This is a genomic window from Variovorax sp. JS1663 (assembly GCF_002157355.1).
Taxonomy (GTDB): domain Bacteria; phylum Pseudomonadota; class Gammaproteobacteria; order Burkholderiales; family Burkholderiaceae_C; genus Variovorax.
The window spans coordinates 156667-178779 of sequence record NZ_LYMK01000003.1 but is presented as its reverse complement, the minus strand read 5'-3'; the positions used below and the strand labels follow the sequence as shown (position 1 = coordinate 178779).

General features: G+C 70.4%; 16 protein-coding genes. 11 read left to right on the top strand and 5 right to left on the bottom strand.

All coding sequences use genetic code 11. The features are described 5' to 3' along the window. The first annotated feature begins 20 nt into the window (after positions 1-20). The 5 genes from A8M77_RS04535 (at position 21) to A8M77_RS04515 (ending at position 8287) form a co-directional block, all read left to right on the top strand. On the top strand, positions 21-4145 hold the full coding sequence (locus tag A8M77_RS04535; RefSeq protein ID WP_086920355.1) for a YhdP family protein: 4125 nt from the start codon (positions 21-23) through the stop codon (positions 4143-4145). A gap of 34 nt (positions 4146-4179) precedes the next feature. Further along, positions 4180-4995, top strand: a complete 816-nt coding sequence (locus tag A8M77_RS04530) for a carbon-nitrogen hydrolase family protein (RefSeq protein WP_086920354.1) — start codon at positions 4180-4182, stop codon at positions 4993-4995. Between the two features lie 71 nt (positions 4996-5066). Next, positions 5067-7073, top strand: coding sequence for a two-component system sensor histidine kinase NtrB (locus A8M77_RS04525; protein ID WP_443270259.1), 2007 nt, complete (start codon positions 5067-5069; stop codon positions 7071-7073). Between the two features lie 164 nt (positions 7074-7237). Next, on the top strand, positions 7238-7864 hold the full coding sequence (locus tag A8M77_RS04520; protein WP_086920353.1) for a response regulator transcription factor: 627 nt from the start codon (positions 7238-7240) through the stop codon (positions 7862-7864). A gap of 36 nt (positions 7865-7900) precedes the next feature. Beyond that, a complete protein-coding gene (locus A8M77_RS04515) occupies positions 7901-8287 on the top strand; it encodes a hypothetical protein (protein WP_143694546.1) in 387 nt (128 codons plus the stop codon). Here the strand turns inward: A8M77_RS04515 and A8M77_RS04510 are convergent. Then, positions 8260-8913, bottom strand: a complete 654-nt coding sequence (locus A8M77_RS04510; RefSeq protein ID WP_086920351.1) for an OmpA family protein — start codon at positions 8911-8913, stop codon at positions 8260-8262. The genes A8M77_RS04515 and A8M77_RS04510 overlap by 28 nt on opposite strands. A gap of 40 nt (positions 8914-8953) precedes the next feature. Further along, a complete protein-coding gene (locus A8M77_RS36400) occupies positions 8954-9109 on the bottom strand; it encodes a hypothetical protein (RefSeq protein ID WP_192871546.1) in 156 nt (51 codons plus the stop codon). Here A8M77_RS36400 and mltA point away from each other — a divergent pair. From mltA to A8M77_RS04485, 5 genes are all read left to right on the top strand, one after another. Beyond that, positions 9108-10250 carry a murein transglycosylase A gene (mltA, locus tag A8M77_RS04505; protein ID WP_086920350.1) on the top strand — a complete coding sequence of 381 codons (1143 nt, stop codon included), beginning with the start codon at positions 9108-9110 and terminating at the stop codon, positions 10248-10250. The two genes, A8M77_RS36400 and mltA, sit on opposite strands and share 2 nt — an antisense overlap. Positions 10251-10296: 46 nt before the next feature. Further along, positions 10297-10671 carry an SMR family transporter gene (locus tag A8M77_RS04500; protein ID WP_086920349.1) on the top strand — a complete coding sequence of 125 codons (375 nt, stop codon included), beginning with the start codon at positions 10297-10299 and terminating at the stop codon, positions 10669-10671. Between the two features lie 127 nt (positions 10672-10798). After that, the gene (locus A8M77_RS04495; RefSeq protein WP_086920348.1) at positions 10799-12214 is read left to right on the top strand and encodes a UbiA family prenyltransferase; all 1416 of its coding nucleotides are present in this window, start codon (positions 10799-10801) and stop codon (positions 12212-12214) included. Next, entirely contained in the window at positions 12214-13428 is a 1215-nt protein-coding gene (locus tag A8M77_RS04490; RefSeq protein ID WP_086920347.1) for a hypothetical protein, read from the top strand. Before A8M77_RS04495 ends, A8M77_RS04490 begins: the two co-directional genes overlap by 1 nt. Before the next feature lie 129 nt (positions 13429-13557). Continuing rightward, positions 13558-15831 (top strand): PhoX family protein, encoded by a 2274-nt coding sequence (locus tag A8M77_RS04485; RefSeq protein ID WP_086920346.1) that lies wholly within the window; start codon positions 13558-13560, stop codon positions 15829-15831. Positions 15832-15950: 119 nt separating this feature from the next. Here A8M77_RS04485 and A8M77_RS04480 read toward each other — a convergent pair whose 3' ends face one another. Then, entirely contained in the window at positions 15951-16415 is a 465-nt protein-coding gene (locus tag A8M77_RS04480; RefSeq protein WP_086920345.1) for an Lrp/AsnC family transcriptional regulator, read from the bottom strand. Positions 16416-16521: 106 nt separating this feature from the next. On the opposite strand from A8M77_RS04480, the gene aceE reads away from it, so the two are divergent. Continuing rightward, positions 16522-19263, top strand: coding sequence for a pyruvate dehydrogenase (acetyl-transferring), homodimeric type (gene aceE, locus A8M77_RS04475; protein ID WP_086920344.1), 2742 nt, complete (start codon positions 16522-16524; stop codon positions 19261-19263). 33 nt (positions 19264-19296) lie between these two features. Here aceE and katG read toward each other — a convergent pair whose 3' ends face one another. After that, positions 19297-21549 (bottom strand): catalase/peroxidase HPI, encoded by a 2253-nt coding sequence (katG, locus tag A8M77_RS04470; RefSeq protein WP_086920343.1) that lies wholly within the window; start codon positions 21547-21549, stop codon positions 19297-19299. 140 nt (positions 21550-21689) lie between these two features. After that, positions 21690-21926, bottom strand: coding sequence for a hypothetical protein (locus A8M77_RS04465; RefSeq protein ID WP_086920342.1), 237 nt, complete (start codon positions 21924-21926; stop codon positions 21690-21692). Positions 21927-22113 lie beyond the last annotated feature (187 nt).

Sequence of the window (22113 nt, the reverse complement as noted above, 5' to 3'; positions counted from 1 at the left end):
CCTTCACAGCGCGATCCTCAATGAACGACACGACGTCTTCCCCTTCACGTCTGCTCAAGATCACCGCTGTTGCGGCGCGCTGGTTGCTGGGTTTGCTGATCGCTGCATGGCTGCTGCTTGCGCTGTCAGTCTTAGTCCTACACGCGTGGATTGTGCCGCGAATCGGCGAATACCGTCCGGCGCTGGAGGCGCAGGCCAGCAAGGCCATCGGGGTACCGGTGCGCATCGGGTCGATCACCGCCAGCAGCGCTACCCTGTTTCCGAGCTTCGAGCTGCGCGAGGTGGTCTTGCACGACGACGCCCAGCGCGAGGCCCTGCGCCTGGCGCGCGTGGTGGCCAGCGTCTCGCCGCGCTCGCTCTGGCGCCTGAATTTCGAGCAGCTCTACATCGAGGGCCCTGAACTGGAGGTGCGCAGGGATGCCGCCGGCAAGCTGCACGTGGCCGGCCTCCATATGGCCACCGACACCAGCGGCGAGGGCCGCGGCGCCGACTGGTTCTTCGCCCAGCGCGAGTTCGTGATCCAGGGCGGTACCGTGCGCTGGATCGACGACAGCCGCGGCGCGCCGCCGCTGCTGTTGTCCGACGTGCAGTTCATCGCCCGCAACGGCCCGCGCAGCCACACGCTGCGGCTCGACGCCACGCCGCCGCCCGAATGGGGCGAGCGCCTGACCCTGCGCGGCCAGTTCCGGCAGCCCCTGCTGTCGGTGCGCAGCGGCAACTGGCAGAGCTGGGACGGCGTGGCCTATGCCGAGCTGCCGCGCATCGACATCCGGCTGCTGGGCCGCTACGTGACGCTCGATGCCCGCGTGCGCGAGGGCGCCGGCGCGCTGCGGGTCTGGGCCGACGTCGACGACGGCCGCATCACCGGCGGCACCGCCGACCTGGCGTTGCTTCGTGTGGATGCCTCGCTGGGCAAGGATCTGCAGCCGCTGGTGCTGCGCGACGTCACCGGCCGGCTGGCGGGCCGGATGACCGAGGAGGCGGTCGAATTCTCCACCGCCGAGCTGCAGTTCCAGACCGCCGACGGCATGCGCTGGCCGGGCGGCAACCTGTGGTTCCAGCAGATTCCGGCCAAGGGCCGCCAGGCCGAGCGCGGCGCGCTGCGCGCCGACCGGCTCGACCTCGCGGCGTTGGCCATGATCGGCGACCGCATCCCGCTGCCCGAGGCCACCCGCAAGTTGGTGGACGACCTGGCCCCGCGCGGCCTGGTCGAGCGCATCGATGCCAGTTGGCAGGGCCCGGCCGGCGCGCCCGAGAAATACCAGGCGCGCGGCCGGGTGAGCAATCTCGCGATCGCCTCGCAGGCGGCCGAGCCGCCTGCGCCCACGCCGCCGCCGGCCGCGACCCGCCGTTCCGGCCCGGTGGCCCCGGCGCCGAATGCCGAGCCGCCACCGCCTCACGCCGGCGCGCCCGGCATCCGCGGCGCCACGATCGACTTCGATGCCACCCAGGCCGGCGGCAATGCCGCGCTGAGCATCGCCGCCGGCACGCTGGACTTCCCGGGCGTGTTCGAGGAGCCGGTGATCGCGGTCGACCGTCTCTCCGCCCAGCTGGCATGGAAGGTGGACGGCGACAGGACCCAACTGCAGGTGACGGGCCTGAAGTTCGCCAACGCCGATGCCGAGGGCGAGGCCACGGCGAGCTGGCGCACCAGCGACCCCGCCACCTCCAGCAGCCACTCGCGCTTTCCCGGCGTGCTCGACCTGCAAGGCAAGCTGACGCGAGCCGACGGCGCGCGCGTGTTCCGCTACCTGCCGCAGCACATTCCGAAGCACACGCGCGACTACGTGCGCGACGCGGTGCAGAAGGGCAGTGCCAGCGGGGTCGACTTCAAGGTCCGGGGCGACCTGTGGGACATGCCCTTCAACGATCCGAAGCAGGGCGATTTCCGCATCGCCGCGCGGGTGCAGGACGTGAGCTTCGCCTACGTGCCGCCGTCCCAGGGCGACAGCCGGCCCTGGCCCGCGCTGCAGGGCCTGTCGGGCGAACTGGTCTTCGAGCGCGCCGGCATGCTGGTGCGCAACGCACGCGGGCGCATCGTGGGCGCGCCCGGCGTCGAGGTGAGCAAGGCCGAGGCGCAGATCGCCGACATGGGGCACCACGCGCCGCTGCTCAAGGTCGATGCCCAGGCCAAGGGCCCGCTGGGCGAGCTGCTGCGCGCCGGCGGGCCGTTGACCGGCGATGCGGCCCCCACCCTGGCGCGTGCGCGGGCCACCGGCAACGCCGACTACAAGCTGCGCCTGGAACTGCCGCTCGCGGCCATGGAGAAATCCAAGGTGCAGGCCAGCATCGCCCTCGCCGACAACGAGCTCCAGATCCTGCCCGAGGCGCCCTCTCTGACGCAGGCACGCGGCACGCTGAACTTCACCGAGACCGGCTTCTCATTGGCCGGCGTGCAGGCGCGCGCGCTCGGCGGCGCCTTCCGCCTCGAGGGCGCCGGCCGCTACGGCAGTGCCGCGACCGAACTGAGTTTTCGCGCCCAGGGCAGCGCCAGCGCCGAGGGCCTGCGCGCGGCGCGCGAGGTGGACTGGCTCGCGCGCCTGGCCAAGCACGCCAGCGGCAGCACAGCCTATACGGCCTCGTTCTCGATGCGCGATGGCGCCTCCGAGTTCTCGCTGGCCACCAGCCTGCAGGGCCTGGGGCTGCAGCTGCCCGTGCCGCTCGCCAAGCCGGCGGAGGAATCGATGCCGCTGGCCATCGAGAAGAAGATCGTGCTGCGCGAGGTGCGCGCCGGCGGCGATGCGCTGGTGCACGACCGGCTCTCGATCGAGCTGGGCCGCGTCGGCTCGGCCTCCTTCCTGCGCGACATTTCCGGCAACGAGCCGCGCGTGCTGCGCGGCGGCATCGGCGTCGGCCTGGCCGCGGGCGAATCCGCCGCCGCCCCCGAGCGCGGCGTGCTCGCCAACATCCAGCTCGCCCGCATCGACGTGCCGGCCTGGCAGGCCCTGTTCGGCGACACCACCGGCAAGCCGGCGGAGGTGACATCGAGCGAGGGGGCCGACGATGCGTCGGCCTACCTGCCCAGCATCCTCGCGGTGCGGGCGCAGGAGCTTGCAGTGGGCGGGCGCACCCTGCACAACGTGGTGCTGGGCGGCACGCGCGAGGGCCAGCTCTGGCGCGCCAACATCGACGCCACCGAGCTCAGCGGCTATGCCGAATACCGCAGCGCCCAGGCCGGGCGTCTCTATGCGCGGCTGGCGCGATTGAAGATCGCCCCGAGCACCGCCACGCAGGTCGAATCCCTGCTCGACGAGCAGCCTGGCACGCTGCCGGCGCTGGACATCGTGGTGGACGACTTCGAGCTGCTGGGCCGGCGCCTCGGCCGCGCCGAGATCGACGCGGTCAACCGCGGCGGCGCGGGGCGCGAATGGCGGCTCAACAAGCTGGCCTTCACCACCCCCGAGGCCAGCTTCACGGCGCAGGGCGCCTGGGCCGCAGCGCCCGGCGCCGCGCGCGGCCGCGCCGATCCGCGCCGCACCACCATGGACTTCAAGCTCGAGATCGCCGATGCCGGCGGCCTGCTCGGCCGATTCGGCATGAAGGACGTGGTGCGCGCCGGCCGCGGCCGCCTCGAGGGCGAGGTGCACTGGAGCGGCTCGCCCTTCGCGCTGGACTATCCCAGCCTCGGCGGCCAGTTGAAGATCGACGTGCAGTCCGGCCAGTTCCTCAAGGCCGAGCCCGGCATCGCCAAGCTGCTCGGCGTGCTCAGCCTGCAGGCGCTGCCGCGGCGCCTCACGCTCGACTTCCGCGACGTGTTCAGCCAGGGCTTCTCCTTCGACTTCCTGCGCGGCGACGCGAAGATCGAACAGGGCGTGGCCACCACCAACAACCTGCAGATGAAAGGCGTCAACGCCGCCGTGCTGATGGACGGCTCGGCCGACGTCGCGCGCGAGACGCAGAATCTGCGCGTGGTGGTGGTGCCCGAGATCAACGCCGGCACCGCCGCGCTGGTCGCCACCGCCATCAACCCGGCCATCGGCCTGGGCACATTCCTGGCCCAGATGGTGCTGAGCCGCCCGCTCATCGCCGCCACCACGCAGGAGTTCCAGATCGACGGCACCTGGACCGATCCGAAGATCGTCAAGATGCCGCGCCGCCTGCTGCCGGAGGCCCTGGGCGCGCCGCAGGCGCCCGTGCCGCGCTGAACTGGAAGCATGAACACGAAGACGGAGTCCATCCATGAAAGTCGCCGCCATCCAGATGGTCTCCGCCATCGCCCGCGAAGCCAACCTCGCGCGCGCGCATGCGCTGCTGCGCGAAGCCGCTGAGGACGGCGCCGAGCTGGCCGTGCTGCCCGAGTACTTCTGCATGATGGGCGCGCGCGACACCGACAAGCTGGGCCTGCGCGAGACCGACGGCGCCGGCACGGTGCAGGGCTTCCTGGCCGACGCCGCGCGCGAGTTCGGCCTGTGGATCGTCGGCGGCACCCTGCCGCTGGAGACCCCCGACGAGACCCACGTGTTCAACAGCTCCCTGGCCTATTCGCCGGACGGTGAACGCATCGCGCGCTACGACAAGATCCATCTCTTTTTCTACGACAACGGCCGCGAGCGCTACGACGAGCGCCGCGTGATCGCGCCCGGCACCGAGCCGGTCTGCTTCGACCTGCCCTCGCGCGACGGTCACCGCTGGCGCATCGGCATGAGCGTGTGCTATGACCTTCGCTTTCCCGAGCTCTATCGCGCGTTGGCGCGGCAAGGTGCCGAGCTGCTGCTGGTGCCCAGCGCCTTCACCCGCACCACCGGCTCGGCGCACTGGGAGGTGCTGCTTCGCGCGCGGGCCGTCGAGAACCTCTGCTGGGTGGTCGCGCCGGCCCAGGGCGGCACGCACGAGAACGGCCGCCAGACCTGGGGCCAGTCGATGGTGGTCGACCCCTGGGGCAGCGTGGTGGCGCAGCGCGCCACCGAGGAGGGCGTGGTCAGCTTCGAGCTCGACGCGCAACAGGTCGAGCGCGCGCGCACGCAGCTGCCGGCGCTGACGCACTGCGTGCTCTGAAGAAAGCGGTGTCCTCCACCACCCTGCCCATCGCCAGGACCGTACGCGGCGCCGTCTCGGGCCTGCGTTCGCTGCGCTCGCTGCATTCGCTGTGGCAGCGCTGGTTCCTGTGGGTGATCCTGGCGGTGCTGGTGGTCGCGCTGCTCGCCACCGTGGTCTGGCTGGCCGGGCGGCACGAGGTCGAGCAGGTCCAGACCGCGCTCGACCGCGACACGGCCGATGCCGTGTCCGATCTGCGCAGCGGCCTGCAGCGCAATGCCCAGAGCCTGCGCGCCTCGCAGGCCGGCGGCCTGGACCGCGAGCACTGGCCGATGGAGGCGACTGCGCTGCTGCGCGAGCACCGCGAATGGCTGCGCCTGGAATGGCGCGATCCCGCGCTGCGCACGCTGGCGGCGGTCGACACCCCGTACCGCCGGCGCGTGTTCGAGGACGCGGGCCGCGGGCCCGACCAGCCCGACGTCAGCCTGGCCTGCGCCGCCGCGCGCAAGGCGGGCGCGCCGGCCTACTCGTCGAGCCACTACGTGCCCTTCGTGCCCAGCGGCGGCCTCGAGGTCATGGAGCTGTGCCTGCCGGTGGAAGGCGGCGGCTTCCTTGTCGCCACCTATTCGCTGCGCGACACGCTGATCGAGCTGGTCGCGCCCACCCTGACGCGCGGGCAGGAGGTCGCCTTCACCGAGGTCGACGGTACCCGCCTGGTGGCGGTCGGCGCTTCGCGGCGCGTGGGCACGCGCGTGTTCACCGCGCAGCAACTGGTCGACCTGCCCGGCACCGCCCTGATGCTGCGCGTCGACGGCTGGCGCGCCGCGCCGGACCTGTTCCCCAACCTGCTGACCGGCCTGGTCACCGCGATCTCGATCGCGCTGGTGTCGGTGCTGGTGCTGCTGGCGCGCGACACGCGCCGGCGGCTGCGCGCCGAGCACGACCTGGCCGACGCCCTCGCCTTCCGCAAGGCGATGGAAGACTCGGTCATCACCGGCCTGCGCGCGCGGGACCTGCAGGGCCGCATCACCTACGTCAACCCGGCCTTCTGCGAGATGGTGGGCTTCAGCGCCGAGGAATTGATGGACCACGTCGGCGACGTGCCCTACTGGCCCACCGAGCTGGCGCAGGAATACCGTCAGCGCCAGGCCCATCGCATGGCCGGCGGCGTGCCGCCGCGCGAGGGCTTCGAATCGATCTTCATGCACAAGGATGGCCGCCGCTTCCCGGTGCTGATCTTCGAGGCGCCGCTGATCAACGCCCAGGGGGCGCAGACCGGCTGGATGAGCGCCTTCATCGACCTCAGCGAGCAGCGCCGCATCGAAGAACTCTCGCGCGCCAGCCAGGAACGGCTGCAGGCCAGCGCGCGGCTGGCCACGGTCGGCGAGATGGCCTCGCTGCTGAGCCACGAGCTCACCCAGCCGCTGGCGGCCATCGCCAGCTATGCGAGCGGCTCGCTCAACCTGCTGCGCAATGCAGGCAGTTCGACGGGCGACCACGGCGAGGTCGCGATGGCGGTGCGCCGCATCGCCGAGCAGGCCGACCGCGCCGGCCAGGTGATCCGCAGCGTGCACGACTTCGTGCGCCGGCGCGAGCGCATGCGCGAGGCGGTGGCGCCGCAGGCGCTGCTCGACGCGGTGCTGCCGCTGGTGCGGCTGCAGGCACGCAAGCTCGGCGTGCGGGTCGACGTGCATGTCGAGGAGCGTCTTCCGCGTGCGCTGTGCGACCGCACGCTGGTCGAGCAGGTGCTGCTGAACCTGGCGCGCAATGCGATGCAGGCGATGGACCTGCCGGACCTCAGCGACCGCGTGCTGCAACTGCGCGTGGTGCGCGCCCGCGCGGTCGGCGAAAGCGGCGCTGTCTCCGGCAAGGCCGACGTGCGCCGCTGGATCGAGTTCTCGGTGGCCGATCGCGGCGGCGGCATCAGCGAGGAGGTCGCGGCGCGCCTCTTCACCCCTTTCTTCACCACGCGGCCGGACGGCATGGGCCTGGGCCTGAGCCTGTGCCGCACGGTGGTCGAGCAGCATGGCGGCGCGCTGGCCTACGAGCCGAGCCGGCCGCGCGGCACCATCTTCCGCTTCACCCTGCCGGCGGCGTAGATGGTTCTCCCCCAGGCTCCGCGCACTTCGTGTCGCTCCTCCAGCCCCCTCACCGGGGGGCATACCAGCGGCCCGGCAAAGCCGGTTCCGCGGTGTTCCCCGAAGGTGTTGCGACGGTATCGTGGATCGCAGGTCCTGCGCGGTGCCGCAAGGAAAATCAAAGCATGCAACCCCTGATCGATGCCCTGATCTTCATCGTCGACGACGACGCCAGCGTGCGCGAGGCGCTGGCCTGGCTGCTGCGCTCGCGGCGGCTGGTGAGCGAGCAGTACGCGAGCGCCGAGGATTTCGAGCAGCGCCTGGCCGAGGGGCCGCTGGCCGACCAGCCGCACTGCCTGCTGCTGGACGTGCGCATGCCCGGCACCAGCGGCCTGGTGCTGTTCGACCGGCTGGCCGAGCGCGGTCTGCTGGAAGTCCTGCCGGTGATCTTCCTGACCGGTCATGCCGACGTGCCCACCGCCGTGGATGCGGTCAAGCGCGGCGCCTTCGACTTCTGTGAGAAGCCGTTTTCCGACAACGCCCTGGTCGATCGCATCGAGCATGCGCTCGGCGCCTCGCTGCGCGCGGTGGAGGCGCAGCGCGCGCGCCGCCTGCTGATGCGCCGCGTGGAGGAGCTGACCGAGCGCGAGCGCGAGGTGATGCGGCGCGTGGTCGAGGGCCTGCCCAACAAGCTGATCGCCGACCAGCTCTCGATCAGCGTGCGCACGGTGGAGGTTCACCGCGCGCGCGTGTTCGAGAAGATGGAAGTCAAGTCCGCGGTGGAGCTGGCGAACCTCCTGCGGGATATCTGACGCTGGGGCTCGTTGCGTCTGGATACGTGTGGCCGCTTGACGCTCGTCCAGGAGCGCGCAGAATCGATGCTGCATTGCAGCATGGAAACTCTGACCGAACATCTGCGAACAGGTCTCGAGGATCTTGCGGCGGACGTGGCCCACGCCCGCCGGCAGGAAGAGCTCGGGCGTCTGGCTTTGCTGTGCTTCTGCGAGATCCGGCCCTGGGCGCGCAGGGCGGAAGAAGAGTGCCTCGCGGCGAAGGCGAGCGCGATGTCGGCTCAATCGGTTCCGACCAGCCGCAATGCGTTCCTCAAGAGAATCGACGCATTGATCGCCGAGCTCGAGCAGACCTGTGAACGCGCGGGCCTCGGGGAGTCGGCCGCCAATCTCAGGCGTGCGCGCGCCGTCGAGCCTCAGCCCTGGGGCCGCTCACCCACGTAGATTTCCACGCGCCGGTTCTGCGCCCGGCCCGCGTCGCTGTTGTTGTCCGCGACCGGCTCGTGCGAGCCGCGGCCCTCGATGCGGAAGGCCTGCTGCGGCACGCCGCGGGCGATCAGGTAGTCGCGCGTGCTCGCCGCGCGCTCCACCGACAGCGGGTTGTTGATCGCATCGGTGCCGGTGCTGTCGGTGTGGCCGATGATGCGCACCTCGGCGTTCGGGTTGTTGCGCAGGCCGTTGGCGAACTGGTTCAGGATGGGCACGAAGTTCGGCTTGATCGTCGAGCGGCCGGTGTCGAAGGACACGTCGCTCGGGATCGCGAGCTTGAGCTCGTTGTTCTGCGTCTGCGTGACCGCGATGCCGGTGCCTTGCGTGGCGGCCTGCATCTCGCGCTTCTGCGCTTCCATGCGCTGCGACCACAGGTAGCCGCCGAGCGCGCCGGCTGCAGCGCCCACTGCGGCGCCGGTGCCGATGGCACGGCTGTTGCCGCCGGTGGCGGAGCCGATGGCCGCGCCGCCCAATGCGCCGATGCCGGCGCCGATGCCGGTGTTGCGCTGCGTGTCGCTCATGCCGGCACAGCCGGACAGCACCACGGCGAGGGCGGAGGTGGCCAGGACGAGTTTTTTCATGGAATCCCTTTCGTCAGTGAAACAGCGAAAGGCATTATGGTCAGCGGCCCGCGGGCGGCTCGTCGGACGAAGGCGCTTCTTCCGTCTCGTCGTCCCGGTGCAGTTCACCCCGGCTGCGGCCCGAGAACATGGTCCACCACACGATCAGCACCAGCAGGATTCCGGCGCCCAAGGCTTCAAGCAAAATCAAACCCATGAATAGAGGATTCCAGTGGCTGGTCGGGCTGTCGATCGTAGCAATGCTGGCCGCATGCTCGGTCGGGACCCTGCAGCCCGAGGGGCCGGCACCGGCCGTGCCCTCCAGCCCCTCCTCGCCGCGTGAGCTGGGGCCGCTGACCGGGTCGCTCACCCACCCGAAGAGCCGCTGGGTGCCGGTGGCCTGGTCTGAACTGCCCGGCTTCGACGACGATGCGCTGCACGAAGGCTGGAGCGCGCTGATCGCCAACTGCGCCCGCCCCAATGCCGCCTTCGCCCCGCTGTGCCGCGAGGTGCGCCAGCTTGCGCTGGCCGAGACCGAGGAGCAGCGCCAGTGGATGCGCCAGCGCCTGCAGCCCTACCGCGTCGAATCGCTCGCGGGCGAGGCCGAGGGCAAGCTCACCAGCTACTACGAGCCGGTGTTCGAGGCCTCGCGCCGCCCCACCGCGATGCACACGGTGCCCCTTTACCAGGCGCCGGCCGGGCTGGTCGCGCGCAGGCCCTGGTTCACGCGGCAGGAGATCGACACCCTGCCGCAGGCCCAGGCGGCGCTGCGCGGGCGCGAGATCGCCTGGATGGCCGATCCGATCGACGTGCTGATGCTGCACATCCAGGGCTCGGGCCGGCTGCGCATCACCGAGCCCGACGGCGCGCAGCGCACCGTGCGCGTGGCCTTCGCCGCCACCAACGAGCAGCCTTACCGCAGCGTGCAGCAATGGCTGCAGAGCCAGGGCGTGACCAAGGTCAGCCTGTGGCCCGACGACACCAAGCAATGGGTGGCACAGAACCCGCAGCGCCTGTCCCAGCTGCTGTGGAGCAACCCGCGCTACGTCTTCTTCCGCGAGGAGCCGCTGTCCGAGGTGGACGCGTCCACCGGCCCCGTCGGCGCACAGGGCGTGCCGCTGACGGCCGGGCGATCGATCGCGGTCGACCGCGACAGCATTCCCTACGGCACCCCGGTGTGGCTCGCCTCGCCGGGCCCCGCCTTGCCGCTGGCGAAGCTGGCGGTGGCGCAGGACACCGGCAGCGCGATCGTCGGCGCGGTGCGCGCCGACTACTTCGCGGGCACCGGCGCCGAGGCGGGGCGCGTTGCCGCCCGTGTCAATCAGCCACTTCGCCTATGGGTCTTGTGGCCCAAGTGAAAAAATTGCGCGGCATGATTCCTGCCTCTACAGGGCAGGAATCACGATGACGCTTCACACCTTCTCGATCATCTTCGCGGGCGTGCTGCTGAATTCGGTGGCGCAGCTGCTGCTCAAGGCGGGTGCCAAGACGCTGGGGCATGTGTCGATGGGCAGCCTGGCGTCGCTCACGGCCGCCGCCTGGAACGCGGGCACGCAGCCGTGGGTGCTGCTCGGCCTCGTCTGCTATTTCATCAGCGCCGGGCTCTGGATCCTGGCGCTGACGCGGGTGGACGTGACGGTGGCCTATCCCATGCTGTCGATGGGCTACGTCATCGCGGCCCTGCTGGCCTGGCAGATCTTCGGCGAGCCGCTCACCGGCAACCGCGTGCTCGGCATCGCCATCATCCTGGTGGGTGTCGTGGTCTTGAGCCGAGGGTGAGAGTCATGAGCCGCACGGCCGTTCCGAAGGCGAATACCGCAGCCGCAGCCGCAGGCGAAGGTACTCCAGTGAGCCGCACGGCCGTTCCGAAGGCGAATGCCGCAGCGCACAGCGCGGAGGTACTCCAATGAACACGCTCTACGTCGACCTCGACGGCACGCTGATCGCCACCGACTCGCTGCAGGAGTCCCTGCTGCAGCTGGCGCGCGTCGAGCCGCGTGCGCTGTTCTCGCTGCCGCTGTGGCTGCTGCGCGGGCGAGCCGCGTTCAAGCAGGAGGTGGCCAGCCGCGTCACCCTCGACGCGGAGACGCTGCCCTACCGGCCCGAGGTGATCGAGCTCGTGCGCCGCGCCCGCGCCGACGGCCGGCGCACCGTGCTGGCCACGGCGGCCGACGGGCGCCTGGCGCGCGCGGTGGCCGCGCACCTGGGCCTGTTCGACGCGGTGCTCGCCTCCGACGGCGAACGCAACCTGCGCGGCGCCGGCAAGCGTGCGGCGATCGAGGCCGACGCCGGCGGACAACCTTTCACCTACGCCGGCAACGGGCCGGTGGACCTCTCTGTCTGGCGAGGTGCCGAGGCTGCGGTGGTGGTCAGCCGCTCCGATGCGCTGGCGCGCCGCGCCGCGGAGCTGACCACGGTGGCGGCGCGCATCGTGCCGCCGCGCCCCTCGCTGCGGCGCTGCCTCTACGGCATGCGCCTGCACCAGTGGCTGAAGAACGTGCTGATCTTCCTGCCGCTGATGCCGGTGCTGCACGAGCTGACGCAGCCGATCCTGTTCCATGCCGCGCTCGCCTTCCTGGCCTTCGGCCTGATGGCCTCGGGCATCTACGTCCTCAACGACCTGCTCGACCTCGAATCCGACCGGCGCCATCCGCGCAAGCGGCTGCGGCCCTTTGCCTCCGGCGAGATCACGGCCTCCACCGGCCTGAGGATGGCGGGCCTGCTGTGCGCGGCCTCGCTGGGCCTGTCGATCGCGCTGCTGCCGACGGCCTTCGTGAGTGTGCTGCTGTTCTACATGGCGCTCACCACCGCCTATTCGCTCTTCCTCAAGCGCCGCGCGGTGGTGGACGTGTTCACCCTCGCCGGGCTCTACACCGTGCGCGTGGCGGCGGGCGCCGCGGCTACGGGGCTGCCGCTGTCGTTCTGGATCCTCTCGTTCTCGATGTTCATCTTCCTGAGCCTGGCGCTGGCCAAGCGCTACGTGGAGCTCAGCGGCTCCGTGCAGGAGGTCACGCGCATGAAGCGCGACCGCGGCTACCACCCCGTCGACCTGCCCTTCGTGCTGTGCGCCGGCGTGGCCGCCGGGCAGATGGCGGCGCTGCTGCTCGGCCTCTACCTGCACGACCAGGAGATGCTGGCGCGCTACGAGGATCCCGAGTACCTGTGGGTGCTGATCCCGGTCTTCCTGTTCTGGACCATGCGCATCTGGCTCAAGGCGATCCGGGGCGCGCTGCACGACGACCCCGTGGTCTTCGCCGCGCGCGACTGGGTCAGCCGGCTGGCACTGGGGATCGGCGCGGCCGCGCTGTGGATGGCGGATTGATGAAGGAACGCGGAATCGCCTGGGATGTGCTGCTGGCCGCGCTGCTCTCCGTGCTGGCGCTGGCGCTGCTGGCGACGCTGACGCGCCAGCTGCCGGCAGCGCTCTTCGCGCGCGCGCAGGGCTTCGACGCCTGGTTCCAGGCCGACATGCCGCGCGTGCTCGCCAACATGGTGGACGCGGGCAGCAACCATTACCGCACCAAGGTCCATCCGATCGCCTCGATCCTCATCCACCCCGCCGTCAGCGGCCTGCGCCTGCTGTGGCCGGGCAGCGACCTGCAGGCGGCGATGCGCTTCATCGGGGCGGTGGCCGTGCTGTGGGTCTTCGGCTTCTATGCGCTGTGCCGTCTGCTCGGCTGCGGCCGCTTCGCCGCGGCCTGCTTCTCGCTGATGGCGATCGGGAGCGCGGGCTTTCTGTTCTGGTTCTCGGTGCCCGAGACCTACGCGCCGGGCTCGCTCACCCTCTTGTGGGTGCTGCTGGTTGCTGCGCTGGCCGCGCACCGGCCGGTGAGCGACCGCCTCATCGTCGGCGCCAGCATTGCCAGCCTGGCCATCACCATCACCAACTGGGTGGCGGGGCTGGCGCTGGCGGTGGTCCAGCGGCCCTGGCGGCGCGCGCTCGGGCTCAGCGCCATTGCCTTCGCCGTGGTGGCGGCGCTCACGGTGCCGCAGCGCCTGCTCTACAGCTACGCCAAGTTCTTCTTCCTCGGCAGCCGCGAGGAGCTCGACTACATGAACCTGAAAGAGTCCGGCACCTGGCTGGACAAGCTCGCGGGCATGTTCTGGTCGACCTTCAGCCTGCCAGAGGTGCTGGCCCTGCCCGCCGACCAACTGCAGCAGCTGCCGCAGCTCACGGTCCAGCTGAGCTCCCCGGGCTCGGGCGGCTGGATCGGCATGGCCGCGCTCGGCCTGTGGACACTGCTGCTGCTGGCCGGCGCGTGGGGACTGGCGCGCTCGCCGGAGTGGCGCCGCTTCGCCGCGGTGCTGGGGCTGACGCTGGCCGCGCAAGTGCTGCTGCACCTGGTCTATGGCGAGGAGACCTTCCTCTACGCCGCGCATTTCCTGCCGCTCTTGATGGCGGTGGCGGTGTTCTCCATCCGCGTCCTGCCGGGCGGCCTGGCCGCCTCCATGGCCCTGCTCGCCGCGGCCCTCGCGGCCTTCCACAACACCGCGGTGTACGAGGCCGCGGTCCGCCTGCTGCAGCAGGCGCACTGAGCGGCGCACGCCTGCGCGGCGTGAAAGACCGCCGTGCTGCAGGCCTGACCGGAGCCTGACTTCCTGACGTCATATTGAACTTTTAGCGTACCGGGGTTTTTCAACCATGCCCCACAGAAAGAAGTACGCATGACCGCCAAGACCCGGCAGGACGTCGCTGCCGTCGACCCCGATGACATCGGCCACAACACGACCAACAACCCCGCCTTCAACGACATCGTCGCTTCGCGCCTGAACCGCCGTCATCTGCTCGGCTTCGGCGTCGGCACCGCCGGCGCCGCCCTGCTGCAGGCCTGCGGCGGAGGCGGCAGCGGCGGCGGCTTCCCCGTGCTGCCGCCTGCGCCGGCCCCCGCGCCGGCACCGACACCGGCACCGCCCGCTCCCGCGCCGGCCCCTGCGCCCGCCTCGCCCAAGCTCGGCTTCGGCGCCGTGTCCAAGAGCCTGGCCGACGTGGTCGCCGTGCCTGCCGGCTACACCGCCACCGTGCTGTACCGCCTCGGCGATCCGATCGCGACCGGCGTGCCGGCCTATGCCAACGACGGCACCGATGCGGCTGCCACCTACGACCGCCGCGCGGGCGACCACCACGACGGCATGACCTTCTTCGGCATCAACGCCTCGAACAAGTGGGACGCGGCCGCCGCTTCGCGCGGCCTGCTGGTGATGAACCACGAAGCCATCACGCCGCTGTTCCTGCACCCCACCGGCCAGACCACCACCGGCACCGGCAACGCGCAGGTGCGCACCGTGCCCGATGAAGTGCTGCGCGAGTTCTACCTGCACGGCGTGAGCGTGATCGAGGTCAACAAGAGCGCCGGCGCCTGGAGCTACAAGCAGGACTCCGCCTTCAACCGGCGCGTCCACACGCTGACCGAGATGGCCTTCTCCGGCCCGGCCGCCAAGACCGACTACCTGAAGACCAAGTTCTCGACCGACGGCAGCAAGACCCGGGGCACGCTCAACAACTGCGCCAACGGCACCACCCCGTGGGGCACCTACCTCACCTGCGAGGAGAACTGGGCCGGCTACTTCCGCCGCATCGTCGCGACCGACAACCTGAACCGCAGCGCCAGGGAGATCGCTTCCTTCACCCGCTACGGCGTCGCCGGCACCGGCCGCGAGCTGTGGGCCACCGTCACGCCCGACACCTCCGACGGCCTCTACGGCCGCTGGAACACCGAGGTGATCACCGGCGCCGCGACCTCCGCGGACGACTACCGCAACGGCGCCAACACCTACGGCTGGGTGGTGGAGATCGATCCCTTCACGCCCGGCAGCACGCCGAAGAAGCGCACCGCGCTCGGCCGCTTCGGGCACGAAGGCGCCTGCCTCGGCCCGGTCGTGGTCGGCAAGCCGCTGGTCTGGTATATGGGCGACGACTCGCGCAACGAGTACATCTACAAGTTCGTGTCGACGAAGAACTGGGATGCGGCCGACATTGGCGGCGGCATGGCCGCCGGCGACAAGTACATGGACGACGGCCGCCTCTACGTGGCCAGGTTCAACGCCGACGGCACCGGCGCCTGGCTGGAGCTCAAGCTGGGCGTCAACGGCATCACCGCCGGCAACGCGGCCTATGCCTTCGCCGACGCGGCCGACGTGGTGGTCAACGCTCGCCTGGCCGCCGATGCCGCCGGCGCCACCAGGATGGACCGCCCCGAGTGGACGGCCGTCAACCCGAAGACCGGCGAGGTCTACGTGACGCTGACCAACACCAACGCCAGTTCGCGCCCCATCGCCGCCACCGACGCGGCCAATCCGCGCTACTACAACGATCCCAAGGGGGCGGCCGCCACGGCCCAGACCGGCAACCCCAACGGCCACATCGTGCGCTTCGCGGATGACGGCGGCAATCCGGCGGCGCTGAGCTTCACGTGGGACGTGTACCTCTTCGGCGCGCGTGCCACCGCCTCGGCCGACATCAACCTCTCGGGCCTGGTCGCCGACAACGACTTCTCCAGCCCCGACGGCATGTGGTTCAGCCAGGCCACCGCCGGCCTGCTGTGGCTGGAGACGGACGACGGCGCCTACACCGACGTGACCAACTGCATGCTGCTGGCCGCGCTGCCGGGCAAGGTCGGCGACGGCGCGGCGAAGACCATCACCAACGTCGATGGCGCGACCACGCGCCAGCAGGCCACCTTCATCGGCAAGGCGCCGGGCACGGACGGACTGCGCCGCTTCCTGGTGGGGCCGAAGGACTGCGAGATCACCGGCATCGCCGAGTCGGGCGACGGCCGCGCGCTGTTCGTGAACATCCAGCACCCGGGCGAGACCACGCCGGTGGGCAACATCGGCAACCCGGCCCAGTTCGGCAGCCACTGGCCCGATGGCGGCAACGCGCGTCCGCGCTCGGCCACGATCGTGATCACGAAGGACGACGGCGGCCTCGTGGGCCTCTGAGCCTCGCGCAGACTCGGCCAAGGGGGGGGCGGCCGCCGCCGGGCCGCCCCAAGGCGAGCCGCGCCTCCCCCTCGGGGGGGGGAGTTGCACGAGCGAAGCTCGTGAAAAGCCGGGGGGCCTTATTTCGGAAGCGGCAGCGCCGTCTTGTAGCGCACCTGCTTGAGCGCAAAGCTCGAGCGGATCTTCTCGATGCCTGCAATGGGCGTCAGCTGCTCGAGGATGAACTTCTCGAGCGCCGCGATGTCGGCCACGGCGACCCGGATCAGGTAGTCGCTGTCGCCGGTCATCAGGTAGCACTCCATCACCTCGTCGTGCTCCGCGATGCGCTGCTCGAAGTCGGCCAGCGACTTCTTGCTCTGCGTCTTCAGGCTGATCGAGATGAACACGTTGAGCCCCAGGCCCAGCGCGGGCGCACTGGCCAGCGCCACGTAGCGCTGGATCACGCCGGCCGTCTCCAGTGCCTTCACCCGCGCCAGGCAGGGCGAGGGCGAGAGGTGGACGCGGCGTGCCAGCTCCACGTTGGAGAGCGCGCCGTCGCGCTGCAACTCGTCGAGGATGCGCAGGTCGATCGCGTCCAGTTGCATGAAATGCTTCAAAATGGCTGAATGACGGCATTCTATGCTGCGATGTGGAAGGATCTCCTGCTGAAACAGCAGCTCATTCCACGCGCCGCGGCCTAAAGTGCGGCTCATGAATGCCCCGATCTCCGCTGACCAGCTGCGCGCCCTGCTCGACATGCCCAGGAACGACATCGATCCGTCCGAAACCGCCGAATGGCGCGACGCCTTCGCCTCGCTCGCCGAGACGCACGGGCCGGAGCGTGCGCGCTGGATGCTGGACGAGTTGGCGCGCGTCGCGCGCAGCCAGCGCATCGGCTGGCAGCCCGAACTGGCCACACCCTACGTCAACACCATCGCGGTGGAGGCCCAGCCCGCGTTCCCCGGCGACCTCGCGATCGAGGAGCGCCTGGCCTCGCTGATGCGCTGGAATGCGCTCGCGATGGTGGTGCGGGCCAACCAGGCCTACGGCGAACTGGGCGGGCACATCGCCAGCTATGCGAGCGCGGCGGACCTGTTCGAGACGGGCTTCAACCATTTCTTCCGTGCGCGGACCGAGCCGCGACGGGCCGCCCCGAGCGGCGAGAGCCCCCCTCGGGGGGGCAGCGACCCACACGAAGTGGGGGAGCGTGGGGGGCAAGAGGGGCACCGCGGCGACCTGGTGTTCTTCCAGCCGCACAGCGCGCCGGGCGTCTATGCGCGCGCCTTCCTCGAGGGCCGGCTGACGGAAGAAGACCTCAAGCACTATCGGCAGGAGCTCACTGCGCCCGAACAGGGTGCGCGCGGCCTCTCCAGCTATCCGCACCCCTGGCTGATGCCGGACTTCTGGCAGTTCCCCACGGGCTCGATGGGCATCGGGCCGATCAGTTCGATCTACCACGCGCGCTTCATGCGCTACCTCACCCACCGCAACCTGCTGGACTGCGAGGCGGGCCGCAAGAAGAATGGAACACCCGTCGACAAGCGACGGGTGTGGGGCGTGTTCGGCGACGGCGAGATGGACGAGCCCGAATCCATGAGCGCGCTCACGCTCGCGGCGCGCGAGAAGCTCGACAACCTGGTGTGGGTGGTCAACTGCAACCTGCAGCGCCTCGATGGCCCGGTGCGCGGCAACGGCCGCATCATCGACGAGCTGGAGAAGCTCTTCGCCGGCGCCGGCTGGAACGTGATCAAGCTGGTCTGGGGCAGCGACTGGGACGGCCTGTTCGCGCGCGACACCAGCGGCGCCCTGGTGCGCGCCTTCGCCGACACGGTGGACGGCCAGATGCAGACCTTCGCCGCCAAGGATGGCCGCTTCAACCGCGACAACTTCTTCGGGCAGAACGAGGCGCTTTCGCGGCTGGTGGAAGGCCTCACCGACGAGCAGATCGACCGCCTGAAGCGCGGCGGCCATGACCTGGTGAAGATCCACGCCGCCTACGCCGCGGCCGCCGCGCACCGCGGCCAGCCGACCGTGATCCTGGCCCACACCAAGAAGGGCTACGGCATGGGCAGCGCGGGCCAGGGCAAGATGACCACGCACTCGCAGAAGAAGCTGGACGACGCGGACCTGATCGAGTTCCGCAACCGCTTCGCCCTGCCGCTCAGCGACGAGCAGGCCACGTCGCTGGCCTTCTACAAGCCGGCCGCCGACAGCCCCGAGATGCGCTACCTGCTGGCGCGCCGCGCCGCGCTCGGCGGCAGCATGCCGCGCCGCGAGACCGCCTGCGAGGCCGTCGCCAAGCCGGAGATCGCGGCCTACGCGCAGTTTGCCGTCGCCGCCGCCGGCAAGGAGATGAGCACCACCATGGCCTTCGTGCGCGTGCTGGGCAACCTCATGAAGGACCCGGTGCTCGGCCCGCGCATCGTGCCCATCGTGGCCGACGAGGCGCGCACCTTCGGCATGGCCAACCTGTTCAAGCAGGTGGGCATCTACTCCAGCGTGGGCCAGCGCTACGCGCCGGAGGACATCGGCTCGGTGCTCTCGTACCGCGAAGCCACCGACGGCCAGATCCTGGAGGAGGGCATCAGCGAGGCCGGCGCCATCGCCAGCTGGACGGCGGCGGCGACCAGCTACAGCGTGCACGGGCTGGCGATGCTGCCCTTCTACATCTACTACTCGATGTTCGGCTTCCAGCGCGTGGGCGACCAGATCTGGGCCGCGGCCGATCAGCGCCCGCGCGGCTTCCTGCTGGGCGCCACCTCGGGCCGCACCACGCTGGGCGGCGAGGGGTTGCAGCACCAGGACGGATCGAGCCACCTGATCGCCGCCACCATCCCCAACTGCAAGGCCTACGACCCGGCCTTCGCGGGCGAGATGGCGGTGATCGTCGACGCCGGCATCCGCGAGATGATGATCGACCAGAAGGACGTCTTCTACTACGTCACGCTGATGAACGAGAACTACGCGCAGCCGGACCTGCCGGCGGGCGTGGAAGCCGACGTGCTGCGCGGCTGCTACCGCTTCAAGGCGCCGTCGGGGCAGGGAAAGCGGGTCACGCTGATGGGATCGGGCGCGATCCTGACCGAGGTGCTCAAGGCCGCGGAACAACTGGCTGCGGAAGGCATCGATGCGGAGGTCTTCAGCGTCACCAGCTGGAGCGAGCTGGCGCGCGACGGCCAGGCCTGCGAGACGCGCGCGCTGGCCGGCGAGGCCCACGGCGGTACGCCGTTCGTGACGCAGCAACTGGCCACCGCCGGCGGACCGGTGATCGCCGCGACCGACTACGTGCGCGCCGTGCCCGAGAGCATCCGCGCCTTCGTGCCCCAAGGCCGGCGCTACCTCACGCTGGGCACCGACGGCTTCGGCCGCAGCGACACGCGGGCGGCACTGCGCGGGTTCTTCGGGGTCGATGCCCAGAGCATCGCGCGCGCGGCGCGCCACGCGCTGGGCTGAGCAGGCGCCGGCCCGATCAGCCGGCCCCCTCGATCAGGCGGCGATGTCGAAGCGGTCGAGGTTCATCACCTTGGACCAGGCCGCGACGAAGTCGTCGACGAACTTCTTCTGTCCGTCCGAGCTGCCGTACACCTCTGCCAGGGCGCGCAGCACCGAGTTCGAGCCGAACACCAGGTCCACGCGGGTGCCGGTCCACCTGACCGTGCCGGTCTTGCGGTCGCGGCCCTCGAAGAGGTCCTGGCCGCCGGCCTTCCACTCCGTGCCCATGTCCAGCAGGTTCACGAAGAAGTCGTTCGTCAGCTGGCCCGGCTTGTCCGTGAACACCCCGTGCTTCGATGCGCCGGCATTCGCGCCGAGCACGCGCAGCCCGCCCACCAGCACCGTCATCTCGGGCGCGGTCAGCGTCAGCAGCTGGGCCTTGTCCACCAGCAGCGCCTCCGAGGGCACGGCGTAGCGGGCCTTCTGGTAGTTGCGGAAGCCGTCGGCCACCGGCTCGAGCGGCGCGAAGGATTCGACATCGGTCTGGTCCTGCGAGGCGTCGGTGCGGCCCGGCGCGAAAGGCACCGTCACGTCATGGCCGGCGTCCTTCGCCGCCTTCTCGATGGCCGCGCCGCCCGCCAGAACGATCAGGTCGGCCAGCGAGACCTTTTTGCCACCTGCGGCCGAGCCGTTGAATTCCGATCGAATGCCCTCCAGCGCCTTCAGCACCTTGGCCAGCTGCGCGGGCTGGTTCGCTTCCCAGTCCTTCTGCGGCGCCAGCTGGATGCGCGCACCGTTCGCGCCGCCGCGCTTGTCGCCGCCGCGGAAGGTGGAGGCCGACGCCCACGCGGCGGCGACCAGCTCGCCGACCGTCAGGCCGGAGGCGAGGACCTTCGTCTTGAGCACGCCGACGTCGGCATCGTCCACCAGCGGATGGTCGACCGCCGGCACCGGGTCCTGCCACAGCAGCTCCTCGGCGGGCACCTCGGGGCCGAGGTAGCGCGCCTTGGGGCCCATGTCGCGGTGGGTGAGCTTGAACCAGGCCCGTGCGAAGGCGTCGGCGAACTGGTCCGGGTTGGCCATGAAGCGGCGCGAGATCTTCTCGTACGCCGGGTCGAAGCGCAGCGCGAGGTCGGAGGTCAGCATGGTCGGCAGCAGCTTCTTCGATGGATCGTGCGCATGCGGAATGGTCGGCTCCGCATTCTTGGCCACCCACTGCTGCGCGCCGGCCGGGCTCTTCGTGAGTTCCCATTCGTAGCCGAAGAGGTGCCAGAAGAAGTCGTTGCTCCACTTGGCGGGCGTGCGGGTCCAGGTGACTTCAAGGCCGCTGGTGATGGTGTCCGCGCCGCGGCCGGTGCCGAACTTGTTGTGCCAGCCGAGGCCCTGGGCCTCGATGTCGGCGCCCTCGGGCTCGGCACCCACGTTGTCGGCGGGGCCGGCGCCGTGCGTCTTGCCGAAGGTGTGGCCGCCGGCGATCAGCGCCACGGTCTCTTCGTCGTCCATCGCCATGCGGCCGAAGGTGTCGCGGATGTCCCTGGCCGAGGCGAGCGGGTCGGGCTTGCCGTCCGGGCCCTCGGGGTTCACGTAGATCAGGCCCATCTGAACGGCCCCCAGCGGGTTCTCCAGGTCACGGGTGTGCTGCACCTTGCTGTCATCGTCCTTGACGAGCACGCCGTGCGCTTCGTCGACGCCGGGCGACCCCCTGGAATAGCGGTCGTCGCCGCCCAGCCACTTGGTCTCGCGGCCCCAGTAGATGTCCTGATCGGGCTCCCAGGTGTCCTCGCGGCCGCCGGCGAAACCGAAGGTCTTGAAGCCCATGCTCTCCAGCGCAACGTTGCCGGCGAGGATCATCAGGTCGGCCCAGGAGATCTTGCGGCCGTACTTCTGCTTGATCGGCCACAGGAGCCGCCGCGCCTTGTCGAGGCTGACGTTGTCGGGCCAGCTGTTCAGCGGCGCGAAGCGCTGCTGCCCCCGCCCGGCGCCGCCGCGGCCGTCGCCGATGCGGTAGGTGCCGGCGCTGTGCCAGGCCATGCGGATGAACAGGCCGCCGTAGTGGCCGAAGTCGGCCGGCCACCAGTCCTGCGAATCGGTCATGAGCGCGGTGAGGTCCTTCTTCAGCGCGGGCAGGTCCAGGCTGTTGAACGCCTTGGCATAGTCGAAATCCTCGCCCATCGGATCCGACTTGCTGGAGTGCTGGGACAGCAGGTCCAGCCTCAGCTGGTTGGGCCACCAGTCGCGGTTGCCGGTGCCGCTGCCTGCGGCGCCGTGGTTGAAGGGGCACTTGGCGCCGGTGTTGTCGCTGCTCATCGGGAACCTCCGTTCTTGGGTGGGAGTGGGTCGGGGAAAGCATTCTTGACCACAACGCGTGGCGCGCGAATGAATCTCGTCAATCGCCTTCATAGAGATGGCGATGACATCCCAACCGCCGAGGCGGCGGTTCGCCGGCTTCAGCGCAACCCGACGCGCGAGGCGTGCCAGCGCAGCACCGCCGCGCGCTGCGGGTCGCTGGCTTCGATGCGGCTCGCGCGCTGGTGCAGCGCGCGCATCTCTTCGACTTCATCGATGATCCTGCCGGGGCTGAACAGGGCATCGAGCAGCACGCCGGCTTCGTCGGCCAAGGCCTTGAACGCGCCGATCCAGCTGCCGAATGCGCGCGAGCCGGACGAGCGGTCAAAGGCTGACATGCGGTGAACTCCTGGAGGGGAAGAAGGAAGGGGGAGGGCCCGATCTTATAGGGTTTACCCGAGCCAGGCCTTCGGCCCGTGTTCAGCCCTCCGGGGCGGGCTAACCCGGATACGGAATCTCCAAAAAGTTGACCCCGGTCAAGCCGCGTTTCGCGGCCGGCGCGCAGCATTCGCGCACTGGGATTTC

Coding starts and splice junctions, on each gene's coding strand:
- A8M77_RS04535 (WP_086920355.1), top strand. CDS start 21: ATGAACGACACGACGTCTTCCCCTTCACGTCTGCTCAAGATCACCGCT.
- A8M77_RS04530 (WP_086920354.1), top strand. CDS start 4,180: ATGAAAGTCGCCGCCATCCAGATGGTCTCCGCCATCGCCCGCGAAGCC.
- A8M77_RS04520 (WP_086920353.1), top strand. CDS start 7,238: ATGCAACCCCTGATCGATGCCCTGATCTTCATCGTCGACGACGACGCC.
- A8M77_RS04510 (WP_086920351.1), bottom strand. CDS start 8,913: ATGAAAAAACTCGTCCTGGCCACCTCCGCCCTCGCCGTGGTGCTGTCC.
- mltA (WP_086920350.1), top strand. CDS start 9,108: ATGAATAGAGGATTCCAGTGGCTGGTCGGGCTGTCGATCGTAGCAATG.
- A8M77_RS36400 (WP_192871546.1), bottom strand. CDS start 9,109: ATGGGTTTGATTTTGCTTGAAGCCTTGGGCGCCGGAATCCTGCTGGTG.
- A8M77_RS04500 (WP_086920349.1), top strand. CDS start 10,297: ATGACGCTTCACACCTTCTCGATCATCTTCGCGGGCGTGCTGCTGAAT.
- A8M77_RS04495 (WP_086920348.1), top strand. CDS start 10,799: ATGAACACGCTCTACGTCGACCTCGACGGCACGCTGATCGCCACCGAC.
- A8M77_RS04490 (WP_086920347.1), top strand. CDS start 12,214: ATGAAGGAACGCGGAATCGCCTGGGATGTGCTGCTGGCCGCGCTGCTC.
- A8M77_RS04485 (WP_086920346.1), top strand. CDS start 13,558: ATGACCGCCAAGACCCGGCAGGACGTCGCTGCCGTCGACCCCGATGAC.
- A8M77_RS04480 (WP_086920345.1), bottom strand. CDS start 16,415: ATGCAACTGGACGCGATCGACCTGCGCATCCTCGACGAGTTGCAGCGC.
- aceE (WP_086920344.1), top strand. CDS start 16,522: ATGAATGCCCCGATCTCCGCTGACCAGCTGCGCGCCCTGCTCGACATG.
- katG (WP_086920343.1), bottom strand. CDS start 21,549: ATGAGCAGCGACAACACCGGCGCCAAGTGCCCCTTCAACCACGGCGCC.
- A8M77_RS04465 (WP_086920342.1), bottom strand. CDS start 21,926: ATGTCAGCCTTTGACCGCTCGTCCGGCTCGCGCGCATTCGGCAGCTGG.